At 65.9% G+C, this 25469-nt stretch carries 21 protein-coding genes; 16 read left to right on the forward strand and 5 right to left on the reverse strand.

Annotated elements, in window-relative coordinates; translation table 11 throughout:
* Nucleotides 1-14: 14 nt before the first annotated feature.
* The 5 genes from rfaE1 (at nt 15) to QA635_RS15890 (ending at nt 6975) form a co-directional block, all read left to right on the forward strand.
* Nucleotides 15-1487 (forward strand): D-glycero-beta-D-manno-heptose-7-phosphate kinase, encoded by a 1473-nt coding sequence (gene rfaE1, locus QA635_RS15870; RefSeq protein WP_283070205.1) that lies wholly within the window; start codon nt 15-17, stop codon nt 1485-1487.
* An 8-nt stretch (nt 1488-1495) separates the two neighbouring features.
* On the forward strand, nt 1496-2776 hold the full coding sequence (locus QA635_RS15875) for an O-antigen ligase family protein (protein WP_283070206.1): 1281 nt from the start codon (nt 1496-1498) through the stop codon (nt 2774-2776).
* An 84-nt stretch (nt 2777-2860) separates the two neighbouring features.
* A complete protein-coding gene (locus QA635_RS15880; protein WP_283070208.1) occupies nt 2861-4774 on the forward strand; it encodes a nucleoside-diphosphate sugar epimerase/dehydratase in 1914 nt (637 codons plus the stop codon).
* 48 nt (nt 4775-4822) lie between these two features.
* A complete protein-coding gene (locus tag QA635_RS15885; protein ID WP_283070209.1) occupies nt 4823-6037 on the forward strand; it encodes a glycosyltransferase family 4 protein in 1215 nt (404 codons plus the stop codon).
* Nucleotides 6034-6975 (forward strand): NAD-dependent epimerase/dehydratase family protein, encoded by a 942-nt coding sequence (locus QA635_RS15890; RefSeq protein ID WP_283070211.1) that lies wholly within the window; start codon nt 6034-6036, stop codon nt 6973-6975. The genes QA635_RS15885 and QA635_RS15890 overlap by 4 nt, the downstream gene beginning before the upstream one ends.
* 5 nt (nt 6976-6980) lie before the next feature.
* Here the strand turns inward: QA635_RS15890 and QA635_RS15895 are convergent, their stop codons facing one another.
* Both QA635_RS15895 and QA635_RS15900 read right to left on the reverse strand, forming a co-directional pair.
* On the reverse strand, nt 6981-7991 hold the full coding sequence (locus QA635_RS15895) for an MraY family glycosyltransferase (protein WP_283070213.1): 1011 nt from the start codon (nt 7989-7991) through the stop codon (nt 6981-6983).
* Nucleotides 7992-8001: 10 nt separating this feature from the next.
* Nucleotides 8002-8988, reverse strand: coding sequence for a lysylphosphatidylglycerol synthase transmembrane domain-containing protein (locus QA635_RS15900; RefSeq protein ID WP_283070214.1), 987 nt, complete (start codon nt 8986-8988; stop codon nt 8002-8004).
* 353 nt (nt 8989-9341) lie between these two features.
* Between QA635_RS15900 and QA635_RS15905 the strand changes: the two genes are divergently transcribed.
* From QA635_RS15905 to QA635_RS15930, 6 genes are all read left to right on the forward strand, one after another.
* On the forward strand, nt 9342-10754 hold the full coding sequence (locus QA635_RS15905; protein ID WP_283070215.1) for a mannose-1-phosphate guanylyltransferase/mannose-6-phosphate isomerase: 1413 nt from the start codon (nt 9342-9344) through the stop codon (nt 10752-10754).
* Nucleotides 10755-11004: 250 nt separating this feature from the next.
* On the forward strand, nt 11005-12021 hold the full coding sequence (locus tag QA635_RS15910; protein ID WP_283070217.1) for a Gfo/Idh/MocA family protein: 1017 nt from the start codon (nt 11005-11007) through the stop codon (nt 12019-12021).
* A 33-nt stretch (nt 12022-12054) separates the two neighbouring features.
* Nucleotides 12055-13206, forward strand: coding sequence for a DegT/DnrJ/EryC1/StrS family aminotransferase (locus QA635_RS15915; protein ID WP_283070218.1), 1152 nt, complete (start codon nt 12055-12057; stop codon nt 13204-13206).
* Between the two features lie 43 nt (nt 13207-13249).
* Nucleotides 13250-14779, forward strand: a complete 1530-nt coding sequence (murJ, locus tag QA635_RS15920; RefSeq protein ID WP_283070219.1) for a murein biosynthesis integral membrane protein MurJ — start codon at nt 13250-13252, stop codon at nt 14777-14779.
* 128 nt (nt 14780-14907) lie between these two features.
* Nucleotides 14908-17217, forward strand: a complete 2310-nt coding sequence (locus tag QA635_RS15925) for a xanthine dehydrogenase family protein molybdopterin-binding subunit (RefSeq protein WP_283070220.1) — start codon at nt 14908-14910, stop codon at nt 17215-17217.
* A 100-nt stretch (nt 17218-17317) separates the two neighbouring features.
* Entirely contained in the window at nt 17318-17764 is a 447-nt protein-coding gene (locus tag QA635_RS15930) for a c-type cytochrome (protein ID WP_283070221.1), read from the forward strand.
* 122 nt (nt 17765-17886) lie between these two features.
* Here the strand turns inward: QA635_RS15930 and QA635_RS15935 are convergent, their stop codons facing one another.
* Complete coding sequence (locus QA635_RS15935) at nt 17887-18309, reverse strand: CHRD domain-containing protein (protein WP_057016700.1); 423 nt, start codon at nt 18307-18309, stop codon at nt 17887-17889.
* A gap of 166 nt (nt 18310-18475) precedes the next feature.
* Here QA635_RS15935 and QA635_RS15940 point away from each other — a divergent pair, with 166 nt between their 5' ends.
* A complete protein-coding gene (locus QA635_RS15940) occupies nt 18476-19411 on the forward strand; it encodes a c-type cytochrome (RefSeq protein ID WP_283070222.1) in 936 nt (311 codons plus the stop codon).
* A gap of 121 nt (nt 19412-19532) precedes the next feature.
* Here the strand turns inward: QA635_RS15940 and QA635_RS15945 are convergent, their stop codons facing one another.
* Nucleotides 19533-19778, reverse strand: a complete 246-nt coding sequence (locus QA635_RS15945; RefSeq protein ID WP_016845986.1) for an Lrp/AsnC ligand binding domain-containing protein — start codon at nt 19776-19778, stop codon at nt 19533-19535.
* 195 nt (nt 19779-19973) lie between these two features.
* Here QA635_RS15945 and thiD point away from each other — a divergent pair, with 195 nt between their 5' ends.
* The 4 genes from thiD to QA635_RS15965 all read left to right on the forward strand — a co-directional run bounded on the left by thiD (nt 19974) and on the right by QA635_RS15965 (nt 24021).
* Nucleotides 19974-20771 (forward strand): bifunctional hydroxymethylpyrimidine kinase/phosphomethylpyrimidine kinase, encoded by a 798-nt coding sequence (thiD, locus tag QA635_RS15950; protein WP_283070229.1) that lies wholly within the window; start codon nt 19974-19976, stop codon nt 20769-20771.
* A gap of 303 nt (nt 20772-21074) precedes the next feature.
* Nucleotides 21075-21887 carry a UDP-2,3-diacylglucosamine diphosphatase gene (locus QA635_RS15955; RefSeq protein ID WP_283070231.1) on the forward strand — a complete coding sequence of 271 codons (813 nt, stop codon included), beginning with the start codon at nt 21075-21077 and terminating at the stop codon, nt 21885-21887.
* The gene (locus tag QA635_RS15960; protein WP_283070233.1) at nt 21884-22975 is read left to right on the forward strand and encodes a glycosyltransferase family 4 protein; all 1092 of its coding nucleotides are present in this window, start codon (nt 21884-21886) and stop codon (nt 22973-22975) included. The genes QA635_RS15955 and QA635_RS15960 overlap by 4 nt, the downstream gene beginning before the upstream one ends.
* Nucleotides 22976-23031: 56 nt before the next feature.
* On the forward strand, nt 23032-24021 hold the full coding sequence (locus QA635_RS15965) for a threonine/serine dehydratase family protein (protein ID WP_076825738.1): 990 nt from the start codon (nt 23032-23034) through the stop codon (nt 24019-24021).
* A gap of 140 nt (nt 24022-24161) precedes the next feature.
* Here QA635_RS15965 and QA635_RS15970 read toward each other — a convergent pair whose 3' ends face one another.
* Nucleotides 24162-25442 carry a hypothetical protein gene (locus QA635_RS15970; protein WP_283070234.1) on the reverse strand — a complete coding sequence of 427 codons (1281 nt, stop codon included), beginning with the start codon at nt 25440-25442 and terminating at the stop codon, nt 24162-24164.
* Nucleotides 25443-25469 lie beyond the last annotated feature (27 nt).

A 25469-nucleotide genomic window follows, 5' to 3' on the forward strand; every position in this document is an offset into this window, starting at 1 on the left:
GATGACGGTGACTGATGTTCGATTTTGAAGCGATCTCGCGTGCCATGTCCGGCCAGACCGTGCTCTGCGTCGGCGACCTCATGCTCGACGAGTTCGTCTATGGCGAGGTGTCGCGGATCTCGCCGGAGGCGCCGGCGCCGGTGATCGCGGTCAGGCGCAGCGAGACCAATATCGGCGGTGCCGGCAACGTCGCGCGCAACATCGCCGCGCTTGGCGGGCGCTGCATCTTCGTCGGCCTGATCGGCGAGGATGCCGCCGGCGCGATGCTGGCCGAGGCGCTGGGGAAGGAGGCCGCTATCGAGACCGTGCTGGTGAGCGACGCCACGCGTCCGACCACGCGCAAGGTGCGCTTCGTCTCCGAGCAATTCTCGACCCACATGCTGCGCTCCGACTGGGAGCTCGCCGCGCCGGCCGCGCCGGCGATCGAGCAGCAGCTGATCGATGCGATCCTGCCGCGTCTTGCGCGGGCCGACATCGTGCTGCTGTCGGACTATGCCAAGGGCGTGCTCACCGCGCGCGTGATCCGCAACGTGATCGACGCGGCGCGCCAGGCGCAAAAGCGCGTCATCGTCGACCCCAAGAGCGCCAATCTCGCGATCTATCGCGGCGCGACCGTGCTGACGCCGAACCGCAAGGAATTCGCCGAGGCGACCCGCAGCCGCGCCGATAGCCAGGACAGCATCGCGCAGGCCGCGCCCGATGCGATGTACCTCGCGGATTGCGAGGCGATGCTGGTGACGCAGGGCGAGCGCGGCATGACGCTGGTGACGCGGGGCGGCGAGTCGATCCATGTGCCGGCGCTGCCGGTCAAGGTGCGCGACGTCTCCGGCGCCGGCGATACCGTTGCCGCGGCGCTGGCGCTGGCGCTGGCAGGCGGGGCCGACTGGGAAGGCGCGCTGCGGATCGCGAGCGCGGCGGCGGCGGTTGCGGTCGGCAAGACCGGTACCGCGATCGTCAAGTCCGCCGAATTGCGCCGAAGGATCCTGCCGCACGCTTCGCTGGCGGCCGAGGAGAAGATCGTCCCGGCCGGCGGCGACATCGATGCATGCCTCGAGGAGTGGCGCAGGCAGGATCTGCGCATCGGCTTCACCAATGGCTGCTTCGACATCCTGCACCCCGGCCACGTCAAGGTGCTGACCGCCGCGCGCGGCGCCTGTGACCGCCTGGTCGTCGGGCTGAACAGCGACGCCTCGGTGAAGCGGCTGAAGGGCGAGGGACGTCCCGTGCAGAACGAGCGCGCCCGCGCCGAGGTGCTGGCGGCGCTGGAAGCCGTCGACCTCGTCGCGATCTTCGAGGAGGACACGCCGATCAATCTGATCACGCGGGTGCGGCCGAGCGTGCTGGTCAAGGGCGGCGACTATACCCGCGAGCAGGTGGTCGGCCACGAGATCGTCGAGGCCGCCGGCGGCGAGGTGGTGCTGGTCGAGATCCTGCCCGGCCACAGCACGACGTCGCTGGTTGCGCGGGCCCGTGAGGGCAAGGCGTGAGCGCAAGCATGGCATCCCCGGCAGGCGCCGCGGCGTGTCCGGCCTGGCGCGATCCGGCGCGCTGGCAGACCGCGACCGATGTGGTCGCGGTCCTGATCGCGCTGTCGCTGCCGTGGTCGACCTCGCTGGTCGGCATCTTCGGCGTGGTGCTGCTGATCGCGATCGCGCCGACGGTCGATCTGAAGGCGTTCTGGGCGCTGCTGAAGCGGCCGATCTGCCTGGCGCCGGTCGCGTTGTTTTGCCTCGCGCTTGTCGGCACGCTCTGGTCGGACGCGGCCTGGGGCTTGCGATTCTACGCGGTCGGGCCGACCGCAAAGCTCCTGGTGCTGCCGGTCCTGCTCTATCATTTTCAGCGCTCGACCCGCGGGACCTGGGTGTTCGTCGCTTTCCTCGTCTCCTGCACGCTGTTGATGCTGATGTCCTGGCTGGTGCTTGCCTATCCGCACCTCGCGCTGCGGGCGCCCGCTCCGGGCGAGCAGGGAGTCTTCGTCAAGAACTACATCGACCAGAGCCAGGAATTCACGTTATGCGCGGTCGCGCTGGCCTATCCGGTCGTGATGCTGCTGCGGACCAAACGCATCCTGCCGGCCATGTTGCTGATTGCGATTGCGCTCAGCCTGTTCGCCAACATGGCGATGGTGGTGGTGTCGCGGACTGCATTGGTGACGGTTCCGATTATGTTCGCGGTGTTTGCGCTGCTCCATCTGCGCTGGCGCAGCATCGTCCTGATCCTTTGCGCGGCCGCTGCGTTCGCCGTGGTGGCGTGGTATGGCTCGCCGCAATTGCGCTCGACGGCGGAGTCGTTCGAGCGCGACTACAAGCTCTACATGCAGCGCAACGAGCCGACCTCGCTCGGCTTGCGGCTCGAATTCTGGCGCAAGTCGCTCGGCTTCTTTGCCGAGGCTCCGGTCATCGGCCATGGCACCGGCGCGACGCGGGGCCTGTTCGAGCGCGTCGCGAAGGGCGGTGCGACCCAGGCTTCCGGCGAAGTGATCGGAAACCCACACAATCAAACGTTGAACGTCGCCGTGCAGTGGGGCATTGTGGGTGTAGCGATACTGTACGCGATGTGGCTCCTGCACCTTTTGCTGTTCCGCGGCGACGGTCTCGTCAACTGGATCGGGCTTCTCGTCGTGGTACAGAATATTTCTAGTTCGTTGTTTAATTCACACATCTTCGACTTTCATGAGGGCTGGATGTATGTGCTGGGCGTTGGAGTTGCGGGCGGCATGGCGTTGAAGGGGCAATTGCGGGCCAATATGGAACCCGAACCTCCTGCTCGTCCATGATCGCTGGCAAGGGCCCTGCAGATACGCTATCAGCCTGCCAATGTCCCATCGCGAACTCCCAGTTGCCGGCAACCCGTCCGTTAGATGACGCGCCTTTCACAACTCACCCTGCGCAATTTCCTGATTTTGGTGCATGACGCGCTCGCGACGACGTTCGCGTTGCTGGCGAGCTTCTATCTGCGTTTCGAGGGCAGCCTCCTTACCGATCGACTGCCGCATCTGCTGCTCATCCTGCCCTGGTTCGTGCTGTTCAGCGTTTTCGTCAGCTATTTCTCCAATCTGACCACGGCGAAATGGCGCTTCACCTCGCTGCCGGACGCGCTGAATATCCTGCGGGTCGCAGCCGTGCTGACGCTGGCACTGGTCGTGCTGGACTACGTCTACTTCTTCACCGGAACGAATTCGCAAAGCCCGGTGTTTCTCGGCCGGGTCACGATCATCCTGTTCTTCTTCCTGGAGGTGTTCGCGCTGAGCGCGTTGCGCCTCGGCTACCGCTATTTCCGTTATTCGCGCACGCGGCTGCATGCCCGATCCGACAATGCCGCGCCGGCGCTGCTGGTCGGACGTACGGCCGATGCCGAAGTCGTGCTGCGCGGCATCGAGAATGGCGCCATCAAGCGGCTCTGGCCGGTCGGCGTGCTCTCGCCGTCGGACGCGGACCGCGGCCAGATGATCCGCAACATTCCCGTGGTCGGCGGCGTCGACGACATCGAGGCCGTGATTCGGGATTTCGAGACCCGCCAGCGGCCGATCAAGCGTGTGGTCATGACACCGTCGGCCTTCGAACCCGAAGCGCATCCGGAGAGCGTGTTGATGCGCGCCCGGCGGCTCGGCGTGATGGTCAGTCGCCTGCCGTCGCTGGAGGGCGGCGACGCGCCGCGACTGACCAACGTCGCCGTCGAGGACCTGCTGCTGCGCCCAAGCCAGAAGATCGACTACGCGCGGCTCGAGACGCTGGTGAGGGGCAAGTCCGTCATCGTGACCGGCGGCGGCGGCTCGATCGGCGCGGAAATCTGCGAACGGGTCGCGACCTTCGGCGCGGCGCGTCTCCTGGTCGTCGAGAATTCGGAGCCGGCGCTCTATGCGGTCACCGAGGCGCTGTCCGCGCGCGACTCCGGTCCCGAGATCGAAGGCCGGATCGCCGATATCCGGGATCGCGAGCGCATCACGCGGCTGATGAGCGAGTTCAAGCCCGACATCGTGTTCCATGCCGCGGCGCTCAAGCATGTGCCGATCCTGGAGCGCGACTGGAGCGAAGGCGTCAAGACCAACATCTTCGGGTCGGTGAACGTGGCCGACGCCGCGCATGCCGCGGGCGCGAGCGCGATGGTGATGATCTCGACCGACAAGGCGATCGAGCCGGTGTCGATGCTGGGCCTGACCAAGCGGTTCGCCGAGATGTATTGCCAGGCGCTGGACCATGACCTGATGACCGAGGCAAAGGGTAGGCCGCACATGCGGCTGATCTCGGTGCGGTTCGGCAATGTGCTGGCGTCCAATGGATCGGTGGTGCCGAAATTCAAGGCGCAGATCGAGACCGGCGGACCGATCACGGTGACCCATCCGGACATGGTTCGCTACTTCATGACGATCCGCGAGGCCTGCGATCTCGTGATCACGGCTGCGACACACGCCGTGACGCCGGCGCGGCCCGACGTCTCGGTCTATGTGCTGAACATGGGGCAACCGGTGAAGATCGTCGATCTCGCCGAGCGGATGATCCGTCTGTCGGGCCTGCAACCCGGCGTCGACGTCGAGATCGTGTTCAGCGGCATCCGTCCCGGCGAGCGGCTGAACGAGATTTTGTTCGCAAGCCAGGAGCCGACGCTCGAGATCGGCGTCGCCGGCGTCATGGCCGCCAAGCCGAACCAGCCTCCGATGTCGACGCTGCGCAAGTGGCTCGCGGCGCTGGAGGATGCGATCGAGAGAGATGACCGTGTGACCATCCGCGCCGTCCTTCAGGACGCCGTGCCCGAGTTCGGATCGAATGCCGCCTGACCGCGCCGTTCTGCGGACGCCGAGACAGGACCGTTTCGAAAGCCATTGATGCGTAGTTCTCGAAAAGTCGTGGTCGTCAGCCAGCACTATCCGCCGGACCACAGCACGACCGCCGCGATCATGTCCGCGATCGCCGAACGGATCGCGCAGGAGTCGGAGGTGATGGTGGTCTCCGGGATGCCAGGCTCGGCGCGGGCGCCGGCGCCCGGGCGGCCCGCCGTCGTCGAGATCAGGAACTGGCTGCCGGGAAAGGCGGCGCTGATCAAGCGCGCGCTGGCCGAGGCGCTGTTCACCGGCCGGATCTTCTTTGCGCTGTTGTCGCGCCTGAAGCGGGGCGACGTTGCGCTGACGGTGACCGCTCCCTTCGCGCTGCCCTATGCGGTTGCCGCCGCGGCAAGGTTGAAGGGGGCCAAGTCGGCGCTGATTCTGCACGACCTGTTTCCCGACGTGCTGGTGATGGCCGGGCTGCTGCGGCCATCCTCGCTGGTCGCGCGGGCGATGCGCGCGATCAACGCGCTGATGTTCCGGGCCCTGAACGCTGTCATCGTGATCGGCCGCGACGCCGAGAAGCTGCTGCTGCGCTATGGCGGAATGACACAGGACAAGATCAGGTTCATCCCGAACTGGGCCACGCTCGCGCCCGGCAACCGTCCCGTGAGCCCCGACAATCCGTTTCGCAAGGCCATCGACGCCCGCTTCGTCGTCGGGCTGTCCGGCAATCTCGGCTTCACCCACGATCCGGACATCGTCTTCCAGGCCGCGCGGCTGCTGCGTGACGAAGGCGAGATCCATTTCCTGCTTTCGGGATGGGGCATCGGCTTCGCGCGGCTCAAGGAGCTGCAGGCCACCGCGCGGCTTGCCAACGTCACGCTGGTCGACCGCGTCGCGGACGGCGAGCTGGATGCGCTGCTCTCCAGCGCCGACGTCTGGCTCATTCCCTATCGGAAGGACGTCGCCGGCGTGTCGGTGCCGAGCCGGTTCTATAATCTGCTCGCAGCCGGGCGCCCCGTCATTCTGGTCTCCGAGCCCGAGGCTGAGGCCGCGCTCACCGTCAGCGAGAGCCGGCTCGGCTGGGTCGTCACGCCGGGAAGGCCAGATCAACTCGCCGATGCCATCCGCCTGGCGTCGCGATCGCAGGACGCCGCGATGGCCGAGCGCGCGGTCGCGACCGCGCGGAACTTCAGTCCCGAGCGGGCGCTGGCGAGCTACGCTGCGCTGGTCCGGGAGCTGCTATCCAATCGCGATGTGGAGCGGACGGTATGAATGATGGTCGCCGGACGGTTCTGGTCACGGGCGCCAGCGGCTTTGTCGGCCGCCATGTGGTGCCCGTATTGGCGCGCAACGGCTGGGTGGTGCGACGCGCGGTGCGAACGGCGCCGCAGGATGCGAACGACGTGACGATCGGCTCGCTCAGCCCGGTCACCGATTGGAGCGCCGCGCTCGATGGCGTGGACGCGGTGGTTCATCTTGCGGCCCGCGTTCACCAGCAGTCCGACGAACAGGCGATCGAGCTCTACCGCAACGTCAATATCGAGGGCACGCTGCATCTGGCGCGCTCCGCGGCCGCCGCCGGCGTGCGCGATTTCATTTTCGTCAGCACGATCCTGGTGCATGGCCGCAGCAATTACGGGCGTCCTCCGTTTCGCGAGGACGATGTCCTGACACCGCGCGGCCTCTACGGAAACTCGAAGGCGGCCGCCGAGGTTGGCTTGAAGGAAATTGTGCCGGGCAGCGGCATGAGGGTGACCGTCATCAGGCCGCCACTGATCTACGGCGCCGGCGCGAAGGGAAATTTCGCGTTGCTCAAGCGTGCCGTGATCAATCGCATGCCGCTACCGCTCGCGTATGTGAAGAATCGCCGCGCGTTCGTGTCGGCGGAAAACCTCGCGTCGTTCATCTTGCACCGGTTGTCGCACCCGGGAAACGATTTCGACGTGTTCCTGGTGGCTGACCGCGAGCAGGTCTCGACGCGGGAATTCGTCGAGCGCCTAGCCCGGGCGGCGGACACCTCGCCGCGTCTGTTCTGGCTGCCGGCGCCGCTCTTGAAGATGGCGCTCGGCATCAGCGGCCGCAAGGAAGCCTATGACAGCCTGTTCGCCTCGCTCGAGCTTGATCTTTCCAAGATCGCGGGCACCGGATGGCAGCAGCCGATCAGCCTCGACGAAGGGCTGCGGCGTGCGCTGCGTCAAACGGACAGCTGAGGCAATCAGAGCGGTCGCGAGAACCGCCGCAACTGCCAGGCGACGGCGAGCGCGCCGGCCAGCAGCAGCGCGATGTCTGCGGTGAGTGAATTGAGGGCGACCGCGGCGAACGCGAGCAGCGCCAGCACCGCGTTAAGCGCAAACACCTCGCCGACGACGCGCCACACCGTGAATCCGTTGTCGGTCGCGCGCTGGTAGAAGTGCGAGCGATGCGCGGCCCAGAAAGGCTCGCGCCGTGCCATGCGACGAAACAGCGTGACCGTCGCATCCGTCAAATAGTACAGCGGCAGCAGCAGCGCGGCGGCGAACTGCCGGTGCAGGGCGAGCTCGAGCAGGCACCAGCCGAGCAGCAGGCCGATCGGCAGGCTGCCGACATCGCCGAGGAATATCCTTGCGACCGGTCGGTTGAACGGCGCGAAGCCGAGCAGCGCGCCGCACAGCGCTGCCGCGACCAGCGCGGGAGCTGCGGGGAGATAGCCGAAGCTGCCGAGCAGGGCGATCGCCACGGTGATCGGCACGGCCTCGGCCGCGGTCATCAGGTCGAGCCCGTCCATGAAGTTGACGAGGTTCACGAACCAGAGGCCGGCGATCAGCAGCAGGCCGCGTTCGAGCCAGACCGGGCCGGCCGGAACCAGCCTGAGACCATCAGGCGCGGAAAACACCACGGCCGCAACGGCGGCGGCCTGCAGCAACAGCCGCGGGACGACGGGCAGCGAGCGGATGTCGTCGGCAAAACCCACCACCGCGATGAACAGGCAGGCCGCGAAGACGATGAAGGGAATCGTCAGGTCCTGCGATCCGGCCAGGACGATGACGATCCCGCCCGCCAGCAGCGTCGCCGCCGTGACCGCGATGCCGGCACCCTGCGGCGTCGGAATACGGTGCGACGAGCGCGCATTCGGCTTCGCCAGCGCCACACGCAGCAGCAGCGGCCGCGTCGCCTGGATCAGGACAGCCGAGATCGACGCAGCCAGGACCGCTGCGATCAATGACAGGAGGATTTCGAAAGCGCTCATTGTGGTCCGGCTATTGCGATCCCGGGATTCGCGGTTGCGATCCGGGGACTTCGATCGGTTCTGTGCCCTTGGCGGCCTTTTCCGGGCTCAGGATCCACACCAGGCCGCCAAACACGCCAACCACGAACGATACCGCGCCGAACAACAGCGAGACGTTGACGCCCTCATTGGCGATCAATCCGGCGTAGCCGAAGGCCAGCGCCATTGTGGCCTCGCGTACGCCCCAGCCCGCGATCGAGATCGGCATCATCGTGATCAGCATCACCGGCGGCAACAACTGGAAGATCTGGCCGAAGGTGACAGGGGCCGTGATCGACTTCACCACGCACCAGGCGATCACGACGGTCACGACGTGAATGGCGATCGATAGGATTGCGACCCTCAATCCGCGCTTGCGGCTGAACAACACCCGGTTCGCGATGACCGCGCAGGCGTGGATGTGATGCGTCGCCCACCATTGCTTCAGCCAGGCCCACGGCAACACACCGATCAGCAGGAAGCCAAATCCGGCTGCGAGTGCGGCGAGGTCGAGGAGCAGCAACGCCATCCAGCCGTGGGAATCGGAAATCAGCCGATAGCTCCAGGGCAGGGTGGCGGCGATGACGACGGCGAGGGCGATCAGTCCGATCGCGCGGTCGACGAAAATCGAATAGGTGGCTGCGCGCCAGCCCGCACCGGCGCGCGCGACGAGCCAAAGCCGGACCGCGTCACCGCCGATCGAGGACGGCAGTGTCTGGTTGAAGAAGGTGCCGATCACATTGAAGCGCATGGCCTGACCGGTCTCCAGCGGGGCGCCGCACTCGACGCTGATCTCCCGCCAGCGCAACACCCCGAGGAAGATCTGCAGGAACGTGACCGCGATCGCGAGAGCGAGCCAGCCCAGGCTCTCGACCTGGATACGGGAGGCAAGGTCGTACAGATTGACCTTGCGCAGCGAGAAATACAGCAGCGCGGCCGAGATCAGGATCTTGACGGTCGAAAGCAGGATTCGGCGCATTTCCGTTCGCGCTGCCAGGTTTCAGAATGTGTCAAAAACAGCGCAAAACGCTTTCGCGCGCCCAAATTCGCCGCCTTGGTATGGTTTCCGCGCCGATCTGGCAATACCCGTACTGGTCCCTATTGCGGCAGGCGCGAAGGGGTGGCTAAAGAGGCCCGAACGGGGGACGGCCGGCCACTCACCGGGGGTTTACGTTACCGGTAAAATCCGACCAGACGTGCGGGGGGCGCGTGCTACTGCTTGGATAGTGCTTCCGAGGCAACAGGGCCGCCGGCCGCGACGGCCCGGGCCGATTTGGTGTGTCGTCCGCAGGCGGACACGACAGGACTTGCACGACAGGATTTGAGGCATCGATGGATCGACGAATTATTCCCCTGATCATGTGCGGCGGCGCAGGCACGCGATTGTGGCCGGCGTCACGCGAGGTGCATCCGAAACAGTTCCTGTCGCTGTTCGGGGCCCGCTCGACCTTCCAGGAGACGCTGCTGCGGGTTTCCGACGCCGGCCTGTTCGAGCGTCCGATCGTGATCACCAACGAGGCCTATCGCTTCATGGTGCTGGAGCAACTGGCCGAGATCGGCCGTGAGGCCGACGTGCTGCTGGAGCCGATGCGCCGCGACTCGGGGCCGGCGATCGCGGCCGGTGCGGCGTTCGCGCAGAGCCGCGACAGCGAAGCGATCGTGCTGGCGCTGGCCGCCGACCATCTGGTGCGGGACACCGCGGCCTTCGTTGCCGCGTGCCGCGGCGGGTTGGTGGCCGCGGACGCCGGCCGCATCGTGACGTTCGGCGTCAAGCCGGAGCGGCCGGCCACCGAATACGGCTACATCAATCCGGGTGAGGCGGTCGCCGGCGAGGTGCGCACGGTGGCGAAATTCGTCGAGAAGCCGGATGCGGCGACGGCGGCGGGCTATATCGATGCAGGCTATCTCTGGAACAGCGGCAACTTCATGTTCCGCGCCGGCGTGCTGCTCGACGAGTACCGCAATGTCGATGCGGACAGCGTCGCCTCGGTGGAGCAGTCGGTTGCGTCGGCGGCGCGCGATCTCGGCTTCGTCAAGCTCGATGCGCAGGCCTTCGGCGCGGCGAAGGCGATCTCGATCGATTACGCTGTGATGGAGAACACTTCACATGCCGCGGTTGTGCCTGTCGCGTGCGGCTGGTCCGACATCGGCTCGTGGCGCCAGGTCTGGGAGCTCGCCGACAAGGACAGCCTCGGCAACGCGGCGCGCGGCAAGGCGGTGTTCGAGGACTCCCGCAATTGCAACGTCTCGACCGACCGGGCGCTGGTTGCGCTCGAAGGCGTCGATGATCTCGTCGTGGTCGCGACCCAGGACGCCGTGCTGGTGTCACGCCAGAAGGACGCCAACGGGCTGAAACGGCTGGTCGCGAAATTGAAAGTGGCGGCGCCGGAGGTGACCGAGAACCACATCAAGGTGCATCGCCCCTGGGGCTCCTATCAGTCGGTCGACAATGGCGATCGCCACCAGGTCAAGCGCATCGTCGTCAAGCCGGGCGGACGGCTGTCCCTGCAGAAGCACCATCACCGCTCCGAGCACTGGATCGTGGTGCGCGGCACCGCGCAGGTCACCGTCAACGAGCTGATCAAGACGGTGCACGAGAACGAATCGATCTACATCCCGATCGGCGCGGTGCACCGGCTGGAGAACCCGGGCAAGATCCAGCTCGAGCTGATCGAAGTGCAGACCGGCAGCTATCTCGGCGAGGACGACATCATCCGCATCGAGGATGACTATCGGCGCACCTGAGGCGAACGGCCCCGCGCTCAAGATCGAGTCGCGGGCGATGTAACTCTTTGAATCAAAACGTGTCCGGATTTCGCCGTTGGCATTCGCCACATTTGTGACGCCGTGCTATAGCGGCTGCCAACGAAGCGGGTCGTGATTTGCGCCAAAGGCGCGGATCGGGCAGAGGGGCCTTGGTGCTGATTCCCTCGGAGCCGGGATGGCTCCCTGAGAAGCCGGGACAACCGCCAGAACGTTACTTGGGGTCTACGATATGAATGCAAAAGTGTCCGCGGCCGGCGCGAAAGCCGATATCGGCCGCGCATTGCGCGTCGGCGTGATCGGCGCCGGCGTGATGGGCAGCAACCATGCCCGCGTGCTGGCCGGACTGCCCGGGGTGCTGTTGATCGGCATCGTCGATCCGCTGCCGGAGCATCGCACCCGCGCCATCGACCTGGTCGGCTGCCGCGCCTTCGAAAGCCTCGATCAGCTGTTCGCCGAGGGCGTCGATGCGGTGACGATCGCAGCTCCCACCCATCTGCATCACGAGATCGCGCTCGCCTGCATCGCGCGCAACATTCACATCCTGGTCGAGAAGCCGGTCGCATCCACGGTCGAAGAGGGCCGCGAGATCGTCGCCGCCGCCGAGCGGGCCGGCGTCACGCTGATGGTCGGCCATGTCGAGCGCTTCAATCCGGCGGTCGCCGCGATCAAGAAGGCGATCTCGGGCGAGGACATCCTGTCGATCGGCATCACCCGGGTCGGCCCGTTCCCGCCGCGAATGTCCAATGTCGGCGTCGTGATCGATCTGGCCGTGCACGACATCGACCTGATCCGCTGGTTCACCGAGTCCGACATCGTCGAGGTGCAGCCGCAGCTCTCGAGCGCCGTCGCCGAGCGCGAGGACATCGCGCTGCTGCAGTTCCGCACCGCTTCCGGCGTGCTCGCCCACATCAACACCAACTGGCTGACGCCGTTCAAGGCGCGCAACGTGACGGTCGCAACCCGCGGCAAGTATGTGATGGGCGATCTGCTCACGCGTCAGGTCACCGAATGCTTCGGCTTCAAGCCGGACGGCAGCTATTCGATGCGTCATCTGCCGGTCGGTCACGACGAGCCGCTGCGCGCCGAGCTGATCGCCTTCCTCGATGCCGTACGTAGCGGCAAGCTGCCGGCCGTGTCCGGCGACGAGGGCGTGGCGAGCCTCGAGATCGCGATCCGCTGCCTGGAATCGCCCGCCAGACCCGCCGCCTCGACGATGCGCAAGGGACCGCGCCGCATCGCCGGCTGATTGTCATTCATTCAATACGTGCAAAGAGCTTCCATGAACCAGCATATGCAGCTTGAGCCCATTCCCTTCATCGATATCGCCGCGCAACGCCGGCGGCTCGGCAAGTCGATCGATGACGCGGTCGCGCGTGTGCTCGACCATTGCCAGTTCATCAACGGTCCCGAAGTGACCGCTCTGGAGAGGGCGCTGGCGGACTATAGCGGCGCAAAGCATGTGGTCAGCTGTGCGAGCGGCACCGACGCACTGCTGATGGTCCTGATGGCGAAGAATGTCGGGCCGGGCGATGCGGTATTGTGCCCGACCTTCACCTTCTGTGCGACCGGCGAGGTCGTGACGCTGACCGGCGCGACGCCGGTTTTCGTCGATGTCGATGAGGAGACCTTCAACATCGACGTCAACTCGCTGAAGCGCGGCATTGCGACGGCGCGCGCGCGCGGGCTGAAGCCGGTCGCCGTGATCCCGGTCGACCTGTTCGGCCAGAGCGCCGATCACGATGCGATCGGCGCGGTCGCCGAGGCCGAGGGCCTGTTCGTGCTCGATGACGCCGCGCAGGGCTTTGGCGCAACCTACAAGAACCGCAAGCTCGGCACCTTCGGGCTCGCGACCGGGACCAGCTTCTTCCCGGCCAAGCCGCTCGGCTGCTTCGGCGACGGCGGCGCGATCTTCACCGACGACGAGGAGCTCGCGCGCACGCTGCGCAGCATCCGCGTGCACGGCCAGGGCTCGGACAAGTACGACAACGTGCGGCTCGGCCTCACCGCGCGGCTCGACACCATGCAGGCGGCGATCCTGCTCGAGAAGCTGAAGATTTTCGACGACGAGATCGCGGCGCGCAACAGGGTGGCGGAGCGCTATTCGCGCGCGCTCGGCAACCTCGTCGCGGTGCCGCGCCTTGCCCCGGGCTGTACCTCGGTGTGGGCGCAATACACCATCCGCCTGTCCGACGGCATCGATCGTGACACCTTCGCGGCGGCCCTGAAGGCGCACGGCGTCCCGACCATGATCTACTATCCCAAATCGGTGCACCAGCAGACGGCCTACAGCCACTATCCGGTCGCCGACGGCGGTCTGCCGGTCAGCGAGCGCCTGTCGAAGGACGTCATCGCCCTGCCGATGCACCCCTATCTCGACGAGGCGACGCAGGACCGTGTCATCGCGGCTGTGCGCAGCGCGCTTTCGGCCTGATAGGAAACTTTTTCAGACCGCAATCATGCGCTAGAAGCAGCGCATGCTTGGGCGCATCTTCACCGTCGGCGGCTATACCCTGCTATCGCGGGTCACCGGGTTCGCGCGCGACATCATGCTCGCGGCGATCCTCGGTGCCGGGCCGGTTGCCGACGCCTTCTTCGTGGCGCTGCGGCTGCCCAATCATTTCCGCGCGATCTTCGCCGAAGGCGCCTTCAACGCCGCCTTCGTGCCGGCTTATGCCCATGTCCATGGCGAGCGCGGCGAGGCGTCGGCGCGGCTGTTCGCCGACCGCATCTTCACGCTGCTGTTCGCCTCGCAGGTGATCCTGCTGGCGGTGGCGATGGTGTTCATGCCGCAGGCGATGAGCATCCTCGCGCCGGGCTTCACCGAGGACGCGGCGCAGCGCAAGCTCGCGATCGAGCTGACGCGGATCACCTTTCCCTATCTGCTGCTGATCACGCTGGTGACGCTCTATGGCGGCATGCTCAACGTGATGCATCGCTTCGCCAGCGCCGCCGCGGCGCCGATCTTCCTCAACCTCGCCATGATGATGACGCTGGCGCTCGCGGCGTTCTTCCCGAGCGCGGGCCATGCCGCGGCCTGGGGCGTCTTGATCTCGGGCTTCCTGCAATTCTTCCTGCTCGCCGGCGACCTCGCGCGCCACGGCGGCCTGCCGCGGTTCGCGCCCCTGAAGCTCGACGAGGACGTTCGCGGCTTCTTCCGCGCGCTGGGGCCGGCGACGCTGGGCTCGATGGGCACGCAGGTGGCGCTGTTCGCCGACACCATCATCGCGACCTTCCTGCCCGCAGGCGCGCTATCGGCGCTGTATTATGCCGACCGCCTCAATCAGTTGCCGATCGGCGTGATCGGGATCGCGATCGGCACCGTGCTGCTGCCGGAGATGTCGCGGCGGCTGAGCGCCGACGACCACGCCGGCGCGATGGCGGCGCAGCGCCGCGCCTTCGATTTCACGCTGCTGTTCTCGGTGCCGTTCGTGGCGGCGTTCCTGACCGTGGCCGATCCGATCATGCGCGCGATGTTCGCCCGCGGCGCGTTCTCCAAGGCCGATGCCGCAAGTGCCGGCGCCACGCTGGCGGCCTATGCGGTCGGGCTCATCCCCTTCGTGATGATCCGCAGCGCGGTCGCGACCTTCTACGCCCGCAAGGACACCGCAACGCCGGTGAAAGCGGCGCTGACCGGGGTCGCGGTCAACGTCGCGCTGAAGATCGCGCTGGTCGGCACGCTGGCGCAGGTCGGGCTCGCGCTCGCGACCGCAATCGGGGCCTGGGTCAATCTGCTGCTGGTGCTGATGTTTGCCGTGCGCCGCGGCTACCTCGCGCTCGATCGCGCGCTGATCCGCTCGTTCGGCACCTTCGCGCTATGCGGGGTGCTGCTCGCGGTCGCGCTGTGGCTGACCTCGCATTTCGCGGTGGTGTGGTTCGCGCCGATGCAGATCTTTCGCGATGAGCTGATCCTGCTGCTGCTGATTGCGGTCGGCGTCTTCGTCTACGCCCTCCTGATCCTCACGCTGTTCGGCCGCGGCTGGCTGTTCGCGCTCCGCCGCGTATAGTTTTACCTGTCAAATCAAATGCATAGGAAGTGGCTGTGTGATAGCGCCGCGCGCGGCGGAAAGCGGTTTGCGCTTCGCCGACAACCACGCCAATATGCGCAAAACACACCAAGGCAATTGGAGAGACGATGGCAGCTCCCATCAAATTCGGCGTCGGACAAAGTGTGCGGCGCAAGGAGGACGACGCTCTGATTCGCGGCAGGGGCCGCTACACCGACGACGTCGCGCCGTCTCCCGCATTGCACGCGCTGATGCTGCGCTCGCCGCACGCGCACGCGACCTACACGATCGATGCCGGCAAGGCCCGCGGCATGCCCGGCGTGGCGCTGATCCTGACCGCCGCCGACGTCGCCGAGCTCGGCGGCCTGCCGTGCCTGTTCAATCTCGAGACCGATCCGTTCACCGCGCCGCCTTATCCGATCCTCGCCAAGGACGAGGTGCGCCATGTCGGCGACGCGGTAGCCTTCGTGGTCGCCGATACCGTCGATCATGCCCGTGACGCGATCGAGGCGATCGACGTCAAATGGACGCCGCTGCCGGCGGCAGTCGGCCTCGTCAATGCGGTGAAGAAGGACGCGCCGCAGGTGTGGCCGGACAAGCCCGGCAATGTGCTGTTCGATGTCTCGATCGGCGACAAGAAAGCCGCCGAGGACGCGTTCGCCAAGGCGCATGCGGTGGCCGAGATCACCATCGTCAATCCGCGCGTCATCACCAATTTCATGGAGACGCGCGCCGCGGTCGCGGAATACGACGCCAAGAAGGATCATCTGACGCTGACGATCGGCAGCCAGGGCAGCCACCGCCTGCGCGAGATCCTCTGCGACATGATCCTGAAGATGCCGAAGGAGAACATGCGGGTGATCTGCCCGGATGTCGGCGGCGGTTTCGGCACCAAGCTGTTTCCCTATCGCGAATATGCGCTGATCTCGGTGGCCGCGCGCAAGCTCAAGAAGAGCATCAAATGGACGGCTGAGCGCTCCGACCATTTCATGGGCGACGCGCAGGGCCGCGACAACCTCACCACCGCGAAGATGGCGCTCGCCGAGGACGGCAAATTCCTCGGCATGGATGTCGACCTGATGGGCGACATGGGCGCCTATCTCTCGACCTTCGCGCCCTACATCCCGCATGGCGGCGCCGGCATGCTGCCTGGCCTTTATGACATCCAGGCCTTCCACTGCCGGGTCCGCACCGTGTTCACCAACACGGTGCCGGTCGATGCCTATCGTGGCGCCGGCCGCCCGGAGGCCGCCTATGTCATCGAGCGCCTCGTCGATGCCGCCGCGCGCAAGCTCGGCATGACGCCGGACGCCATCCGGCGCAAGAACTTCATTCCGCCGAAGTCGCTGCCCTACACGACCGCGACCGGCAAGGTCTACGACTCCGGCGACTTCGTCGCGCATATGAAGCGCGCGATGGAAATTGCCAACTGGAAGGAGTTTCCGAAGCGCGCCAAGGCCGCCAGGAAGGACGGTCTGGTGCGGGGCATCGGCATGGCGAGCTATGTCGAGGTCTGCGGTACCATGGGCGAGGAGACCGCCAATGTGGCGCTCGATCCCAACGGCGATATCTCGGTCCTGATCGGCACGCAGTCGAGCGGGCAGGGCCACCAGACCGCCTATGCGCAGATCGTCGCCGAGCAGTTCGGCGTGCCGCCCGAGCGCGTCCATGTGCTGCAGGGCGATACCGACAAGATCGCGACCGGCCTCGGCACCGGCGGCTCGGCATCGATTCCGTCCGGCGGCGTCAGCGTGCAACGGGCGACGCATGATCTCAGCAACAAGCTGAAAGAGCTCGCGGCGCAGGCGCTGGAGGCCGGCGCCGGCGACCTCGAAATCGCCGACGGCCGCATCCGCATCGCCGGCACCGACCGCTCGGTCAGCTTTGCCGATCTCGCCAAACGTCCTGGCGGCGATACGTCGAAGATGAATGCGAGCGCGACCTTCGCCAGCGCCGACGGCACCTATCCGAACGGCACCCATCTCGCCGAGGTCGAGATCGATCCCGCCACCGGCATCATCAAGATCGTCAGCTACGTCATCGTCGACGATTTCGGCGTCACGCTCAATCCGCTGATGCTGGCGGGCCAGGTTCACGGCGGCGCGATGCAGGGCATCGGGCAGGCGCTGATGGAGCAGGCGGTGTACAGCCCGACCGACGGTCAGCTCGTCACCGGCACCTTCATGGACTATGCGCTGCCGCGCGCCTCCGACGGGCCGTCCTTCGTGTTCGAGACCCATAACGTGCCCTGCACGACCAACCCAATGGGCGTAAAGGGCGCGGGCGAGGCCGGCGCGATCGGCTCGTGCCCGGCGGTCGTCAACGCGATCGTCGAGGGGTTGCATCGCGAGTACAAGATCGACCACATCGACATGCCCGCCACGCCTGAACGGGTCTGGATCGCGATCCGCGAGGCGCAGCGCCGCCATAATCTCTGATAAATTGTCGCAGGCGGAATGAAGATTCCGCCTGCGGTGTTTTGCAAACCAGGCCGGCCGCAGATCGCGGACCGGGACAAACGGAATTGAGGGGTAGCCGATGAAGCGGATCGTCGTCATTGCTGCGGTGCTGGCGTTCAGCGCCGGTGCGGTCGTCGCACAGCAGGATCAGGTCAAGCAGACCCAGGCCCAGATGAAGGACAACGGCAAGAACGCGGGCGCGCTGGCGGCCATGGTCAAGGGCGAGAAGCCCTACGATCAGTCGACCGTCAATGCCGCGTTGGCCCAGTTCGAAGACACCGTCAAGAAGTTTCCGACGCTGTTTCCCGAGAGCACCAAGGGTCTCAAACCGGAGGGCGACTACTCTGCGTCGCCAAAGATCTGGGAAGACAAGGCCGGCTTCGAATCCCATGTTGCGAGCTTCGCCAAGGCCGTCGCCGATGCCAAGGGCAAGATCAAGGATCTCGACACGCTGAAGGCGGAGCTGCCGGTGATCGGCAAGCAATGCGGCGGTTGCCACGAGACATACCGTATCAAGAAGGGCTGATCGCCGTTCGGTCAATGAAAAAGGGCGGACGCTTTGAGGCGTCCGCCCTTTTTTTGTGTCGGCCGTTTCTTGTTGGAGTGCGTTCGCGACGATTGCTTGGTGACGGATTACTTCGTCACTTGTTATTTGGTCACTTGGCCGCGGATCTCACCGCCCGGATTGGCCGCGGTGTGAACGTTGACATAGTACTTGCCGGCGAGCAGATCGGCGGCCTGCGCGTCAGTCAATGTTGCGCTGCCTTCGACCGGGCTCGATGTCGCGTTCGGGATGGCGACCGCGACACCGGAATTCTTGCCGGCCTCGGCGGGGCCGTGGAAATGCGCGGCGGTGGCCGGACCCGACAGGCCGGAATAGGTCAGTTTCCAGCTCAGCTTCTTGCTGGCGGCATCGTAGTCGATGTCGGCGGTGCCGGTGGCGGTGCTGGTATTCGGCGGCACTTCGCTCTTGCTGTCCAGCTTCGCCGTGAACTTCTCGGCAAAGGCAGGACCGGCGAAGGCGATGGCGGCGCCGAGCGTCAGCGTGGCAAGCAAGGTCTTGTTCGACATGGTTCTCTCCCCTTTGACGTCACAGGATGGTTGCAATCTTCAAACAGCAGTTTTTCGGATTTATTCCCCAAATGGATCGTGGGTGCGGCAAATTTGATGCGAGCTTGTCCGACTGGTTGCCATCATACTGGTCCATGAATTGACGCGACCAATGACGGATCAGTGAATGCTGCGACGAATTTTCCTCCTGGCGATTCTGGCCGGCGCAATCGGCTTTGGCGTGTTCTGGTGGCTGACGATCCCCGCGACCGTTGCCGCCGACGCGCTGCCTGCCTATCAGCCTGACCTTGCCAATGGCCTCACAACGTTCAATGCCGGGGGATGTTCCTCCTGCCATGCCGTGCCGAAGCAGGACGACCGCACGAAGCTCGGCGGCGGGCTCGCGATCCCCTCGCCATTCGGCACCTTCTATGCGCCGAACATCTCGCCCGACCCGAACGACGGCATCGGCCGCTGGAGCGAGGTCGATTTCGTCACTGCAGTCATGAAGGGCACGTCGCCATCGGGCGCGCACTATTTCCCGGCGTTTCCGTACCCGTCCTATCAGCACGCCAAGGTCAGCGATGTGCGCGACCTGTTCGCCTATCTGAAGACCTTGCCGCCGGTCACCGGCAAGGTGCGCAATCACGATTTGCCGTTTCCCTTCAACATCAGGCGCAATGTCGGGGTCTGGAAATTCCTATTCATGAACGGCAAGCCGTTCATCGCGGATGCAAGCCGCTCGGCGCATTGGTACCGCGGCGCCTATCTCGTCAACAGCTTCGGGCATTGCGCCGAGTGCCACAGCCCGCGCAATGTCCTCGGCGGCATCGTCACCGCGCAGCGCTTCGCCGGTGGTCCGAATCCGGAGGGCGAAGGCTGGGTGCCCAACATCACGCCGAGGGGGCTTTCGGACTGGAGTGTGAAGGATATCGCCTATTTCCTCGAGAGCGGCCAGACGCCGGACGGCGATAGCGCGGGCGGATCGATGGTGCGCGTGATCCGCAACACCTCGCAACTGTCGCCGTCCGACCGCGACGCGATCGCCGAGTACATCAAGTCGCTTCCGCCGGTCGAGGGACCGCCGAAGCCGGTCAAGAAGGAGAAGGAGAAGGAGTTGTAAAGCGGGATGGGTTTGGTTGAATCGGCTCGTCGCGGTTTCGGTTCACCTCTCCCAAGGGAGAGGTGAACTTTCGACGCCGTTCAAGCTCGACCTAATCTCATCATGCTCTCGCGGGCACGTCCTACTTCGCGCCGAACGCCTTGAAGGTGATGATCGTGAGGGTGTCCTGGATGCCCGGGATCACCTGAACCTTCTCGTTGATGAAATGGCCGATGTCGGTGTCGTGGTCGACGTAGAACTTGACCAGGAGGTCGTAGTTGCCCGCGGTGGAATAGATCTCGGACGCAATCTCGGCCTCCGCCAGCGCGTTGGCGACGGTGTAGGACTGGCCGAGCTTGCATTTGATCTGGACGAAGAAAGGAACCATCAAAGTCGTCTCCGGGGATTTCCGCGACTATAGGCCCAAAACGGGCGGCCAAGGCAAGGGGGCGAGGCAGGTGGTCAAGGTGAGGCCAACTTGCGGTAAAGTCAGGCGAACTTGCTGCCGATCGGCGGCCGGGCTAGGACAGGCCATGGTCTTGTTCGTGATGGTCTCATTCGTATCAACCGCCGGTGCTGCAAGATGACGCCGGTCGCGCTCACCATTGCCGGCTCGGACTCCTCGGGCGGGGCCGGCATCCAGGCCGACCTCAAGAGCTTTGCCGCGCTCGGGGTCTATGGCGCCTCCGCGATCACGGCGCTGACCGCGCAGAACACCACAGGGGTCAGCGGCATCCATCCGGTGCCCGCGTCATTCGTCACCGCCCAGATCGACGCGGTGTTCTCCGACCTCGAGGTCGGCGCGGTCAAGATCGGCATGGTGGCGCAGGCCGACACGATCGCTGCGATCGCCGATGGGCTGAGGCGCTGGGCGCCGCGCCATGTCGTGCTCGATCCGGTGATGGTCGCAACCTCGGGCGATCGGCTGCTTGCCGCCGAGGCGGTCGATGCGCTGAAGGTCCTGCTGTTTCCGCTGGCCTCGCTGATCACGCCGAACCTGCCGGAAGTGGCGGCGCTCTTGAACGAGCCGGTTGCCTCAAGCGAGGCCGACGTCGAGCGACAAGGCAAGCGATTGCTGGCGATGGGATGTCGCGCGGTGCTGGTCAAGGGCGGCCATGGGCACGGCGCCGAGAGCATCGACTATCTGATCGACGCCGAGCACAGCGTCGCGCTGGCTGCGCCGCGGATTGCGACCGCCAATACGCATGGCACCGGCTGCTCGTTGTCCTCGGCAATCGCAGCAGGGCTCGCGAAGGGCGAGAGCATGGAGACCTCCGTGCGCAACGCCAAGGCCTGGATCACGCAGGCGATCGCCGAAGCCGATCGCTTCGCCGTCGGCCACGGCCATGGGCCGGTGCATCACTTCCACGGATATTACTGATGCTCTTGTAGCCCGGATGGAGCGCAGCGAAATCCGGGACCAGTTCATCCGCGGATGCAGGACCCCGGATTGCGCTTCGCTCCATCCGGGCTACGCATTCGATCGCTTCGTTGTTCCATCGCGCTGTGCAGGCAACACAACGCCTCTTCCCCACAGCCGCGACCGCCGATGTCGCCAGATTGTCGCACGCTGCTGTTATCCGCAGGGCAGGGGCGTACTGCTGATTCTCGTTAACTGTTTGTGGGGCCTTGGGTCGCGGGGATCGTCATCGCCTTGTCACAGGAATCTGTTAGGTGCACAGGCATGGGAAGTGACTCCTTGAGTGAAGAAAGTCCCGAGCGGCACTTTCGCACTTTGTTTATCTCCGATGTCCATCTCGGAGCCCGCGGTTCGCAAGCCGACCGCCTGCTGGACTTCCTCCGCTCTCACGATGCCGACACGATCTACCTCGTTGGTGATATCGTCGACGGCTGGGCGCTGAAGTCGAACTGGTACTGGCCGCAGACCCATAACGATTTCGTGCAGAAGATGCTACGCAAGGCGCGCAAGGGCGCCAAGGTGGTCTACGTGCCGGGCAACCACGACGAGTTCCTGCGCAAATATTACGGCACGCATTTCGGCGGCATCGACGTGGTGGAGAACACCGTTCACACCGGCGCCGACGGCAAGCGCTACCTCGTGATCCACGGCGACATTTTCGATCTCGTGGTGCAGAACGCGCGCTGGCTCGCCCACCTCGGCGACAAGGCCTACGACTTCGCGATCCAGATGAATCGTTTCGTCAACTTCTTCCGCAAGATGTTCGGCGTGCCGTACTGGTCGCTGTCGCAATGGGCCAAGCTGAAGGTCAAGAAGGCGGTGAACTATATTGGCGCGTTCGAGGCGACGCTTGCCGGCGAGGCGCGGCGCCATGGCTGCGACGGGGTGATCTGCGGCCACATCCACTACGCGACGATTCATGACGAGCAGGGCATCCGCTACATGAATTGCGGCGACTGGGTGGAGAGCTGCACCGCGCTCGCCGAGCACGAGGACGGCCATTTCGAGATCATCACCTGGACCGACCCGGTGCGCCGGATCGCGCCGGTTCCGCGAGTGACGGCACGCGCTGCATGACGCATATCCTGGTCGCGACCGATGCGTGGCATCCCCAGGTCAACGGGGTTGTCCGCACGCTGACCATGATGGCACAGGCGGCGAAATCGCTCGGCGTCGAGGTGAGCTTCCTGACGCCGGACGAATTCCGCACTTTCGCGATGCCGAGCTACCGCGATCTGAGGCTGGCGCTGCCGTACCGGGCGAAGGTCGCAAGTCTGATCGAGGCGGCGAGGCCCGACAGCATCCATATCGCGACCGAGGGCCCGATCGGGCTTGCGGTTCGCCGCTACTGCCGCAAGCGCGGCCTCCCGTTCACGACGAGCTTCCACACCCGCTTCCCCGAATACGTCTCGGCGCGGACGCCGGTCCCGGAAGCCTGGGTGTGGCGCGCATTGCGCTGGTTCCACCGGCCGAGCCGGGCGGTGATGGCGGCGACCCCGGCGCTGGCGGCCGAGTTGCGTCAGCGCGGCTTCCGCAACGTGGTGCTGTGGTCGCGCGGCGTCGATACCTCACTGTTCCATCCGCGCGACGTCGATCTCTGCCTGCCGCAGCCGGTCTATCTCAGCGTCGGCCGGGTGGCGGTGGAGAAGAATCTCGAGGCCTTCCTCGATCTCGATCTGCCGGGAACCAAGGTCGTGGTCGGCGACGGCCCGGCGCGGGCGGCGCTGGAGCGGAAATATCCGGACGCCGTGTTCCTCGGTGCTCGTCATGGGGAAGAATTGGCTGAGATCTACGCCGCGGCCGATGTGTTCGTTTTCCCGAGCCGGACCGATACGTTTGGTCTGGTGCTGCTTGAAGCGTTGGCGAGCGGCCTGCCGGTTGCCGCTTTTCCGGTCACCGGTCCCCGCGACGTGATCGGCGCGGCGCCGGTCGGGGTGCTCGACGAGGATTTGCGCCATGCCTGCCTGGATGCGCTCAGCATCCCGCGGCAGGCCTGCGTCGATTTCGCCGCGCTCCACACCTGGCAGGCGTCGGCCCGGGTGTTCATCGATCGCTGCATGAACGTCCGCCCCGCGCCGCCGGACGGCGAGGGGGAGGCGCTCGAATTCGGTGCCGAAGAGCACCATTTTGTGGCTCTGCCGGCGACCCAGCCGACCTCACGCTAGTCAGGTCACGCTAAAGCGTCTTGCCCGCCAGCCCGGCGCCGCGATACAAATCGCGAATGACGGACACCGTTCTCAATCCACCCGTCGCTGCCGCGGACATCGATGCCGCCGCAAGGGTGGTCGCGCCGTTCGCGGTGCGCACGCCGCTCCTGACCTTCCCCGTTCTCAACGAACGCGTCGGCAGCCAGGTTTTCCTCAAGCCCGAAATGCTGCAGCGGACCGGATCGTTCAAGTTTCGCGGCGCCTTCAACAAGCTCGCCTCGATCCCGCAGGACAAGCGGAGCGGCGGCGTCGTCGCGTTCTCCTCGGGCAACCACGCCCAGGGCGTCGCCGCGGCGGCCAAGATCCTCAACATGCAGGCGACCATCGTGATGCCTGCGGACTCGCCGATCACCAAGCGCGAGCGCACCAAATCCTATGGCGCCGAAGTCGTGCTCTACGACCGCGATCGCGACGACCGCGAGGCGATCGCCAACGGCATTGCCGGCAAGCGCGGCGCGACCTTGGTGCGCCCCTATGACGATCCCTTCGTGATCGCGGGCCAGGGCACCGCCGGCCGCGAGATCGCCGAGGACATGGCCGCGCTCGGACTGACGCCCGACATCGTGGTCGCGCCGGCTTCAGGTGGCGGATTGATCGCCGGCGTCGCAACCGCGGTGAAGGCGAAATATCCGCAGGCCCAGGTGATCGTCGCCGAGCCCGCGGGCTATGACGATCACGCCCTTTCGCTCAAGGTCGGCCATCGCGAGGCGCATGCGGTTGCGCCGCGCACCATCTGCGATGCGCTGATGGCGATGATGCCGGGCGAACTGACCTTCGCCATCAACAGCAAGCTGCTCGCAAATGGCGTCAGCGCCTCCGACGACGAGGTCGGCGCCGCCGTCGCCTTTGCCTATCGCGAGCTCAAGCTCGTGGTCGAGCCCGGCGGCGCGGTCGGACTCGCGGCGCTGCTTGCCGGGCGGATCGATGCCAAGGGCAAGAACGTCGTGATCGTGCTGTCGGGCGGCAATGTCGACGCCGACCTGTTCGCGAAACTGGTTGCCTGACACCGGGTTAGGCACAAATGCTGCCGCGGTACATGAGCTGGCTCACGTTGCGTGCGCAGGTCCATGGGACATGAATGCTTCGCGCGCCAGTCGTCGTGCGCGGGTCAAGCCCGGCAATGACAGGATATGAACAGTCGAGGTTACGAGAAGAACGCGATCTTCTCGGCCTGGCTCATGCGTCGGATCGGCGCGAGTGGATCGTTGGCCGCGACGCTTGGCCTTTTCAGAAGACCACTGGCGATGATGGTCGAGCCAAGTGAGATCTCCGCTGCGGGAGCAGGGGCAGGCTCAACGGCGGACGGGAGAGGCGGCGGCATCACCAGAGTCTCGGCAATCGGCGCTGCCGCTCGCGGCGGCGGCTCCATCTTGACTTCGGCTCTGACCTCGACCTTCGGCGCGGGCGCCGGTGCAGGCTCGGGCTGAATGGCCGGCGCAGCTACTTCGGGCTCGGCGGCCATCGCTTCGGCGACGCGCATTTCCTCGGCGATAGCCTCCTCGTCGATCGGATCGGGCGCACCCATCTCCATCGCGATCAGGTCGAGCACCGCCTCGTCATGGGCGTCGGCCGTCGCTTCGTCGGTGACGCGGGCGAGTTCCGCGGCTTCGGCTTCGGCCAGCGCGGCTTCAGCTTTGATCCAGGCTTCGCTCGGCTGCGGCATCACGGCCGTAGCGGCCTCAGTGCCGGGCACGGCGGCGGGAATCGCGGCTTCGACGTTCGGCGCCGCAGCGGCCTCCTGAGGCGGCGCTGGCGGCGTAGCGGCCATATCGGGAGCTGCACTTTCGGCCACCGGTGGCGGCGCGGCGGCCGCTGCCGGCGGCTCCGCAACCGGCGCCTCGGCCACAGCAGGCTCGGCCGCAGGCGTCGCCGCCTCGTCCGGATCGAACTCGCCGAGGCGGCGGGCCAGCGCAGCGAAGGCGGCATCCAGCACGGCCTTGGCGTCGTCCATCGAGACCTCGGCGGCGCCAGCCTCGATCGCGCTGATCTGCGAATCGATGATGTCGCAGATCCGGCCGTCATTGCCGATCTCGCGCAGCCGCCAGGATATCTCCCTGATCACTCGCACGCCCTTACGCACCGGCGCGAGGCTTTGCTCGAAGCTGATGCCGTCGAGCGCGGCGATGGCGGAGGCCTGGGTTGCTTCGATCGCGCCGCGCAGGGCGGCCAGCGCCTGCGCCAGCTGCTCGTCCCTGATCGCCGCGGCGGCGGCTTGCCGCTGCGCGCTGAGGCTTTCCTCGATCCGCGCCACGGCATCGAGCACCATGCGGGTATCGGCATTGCGGTTGCGCTTGGCGTATTCGCCGAGGAACCAGCGGCCCCGCGAGGTCTCCATGAAGGCCGCGCTGATCGCGGCATAGTCCTCCTCGCTCGGCAGGGCCGCGCGGGCGGATATCGGCGATAGGGCGAATGCTTCTTCGGCCATCACAATCTCTCCGCGCAAATCACTGCG

Source organism: Bradyrhizobium brasilense (genome assembly GCF_029714345.1).
GTDB lineage: Bacteria > Pseudomonadota > Alphaproteobacteria > Rhizobiales > Xanthobacteraceae > Bradyrhizobium > Bradyrhizobium australafricanum.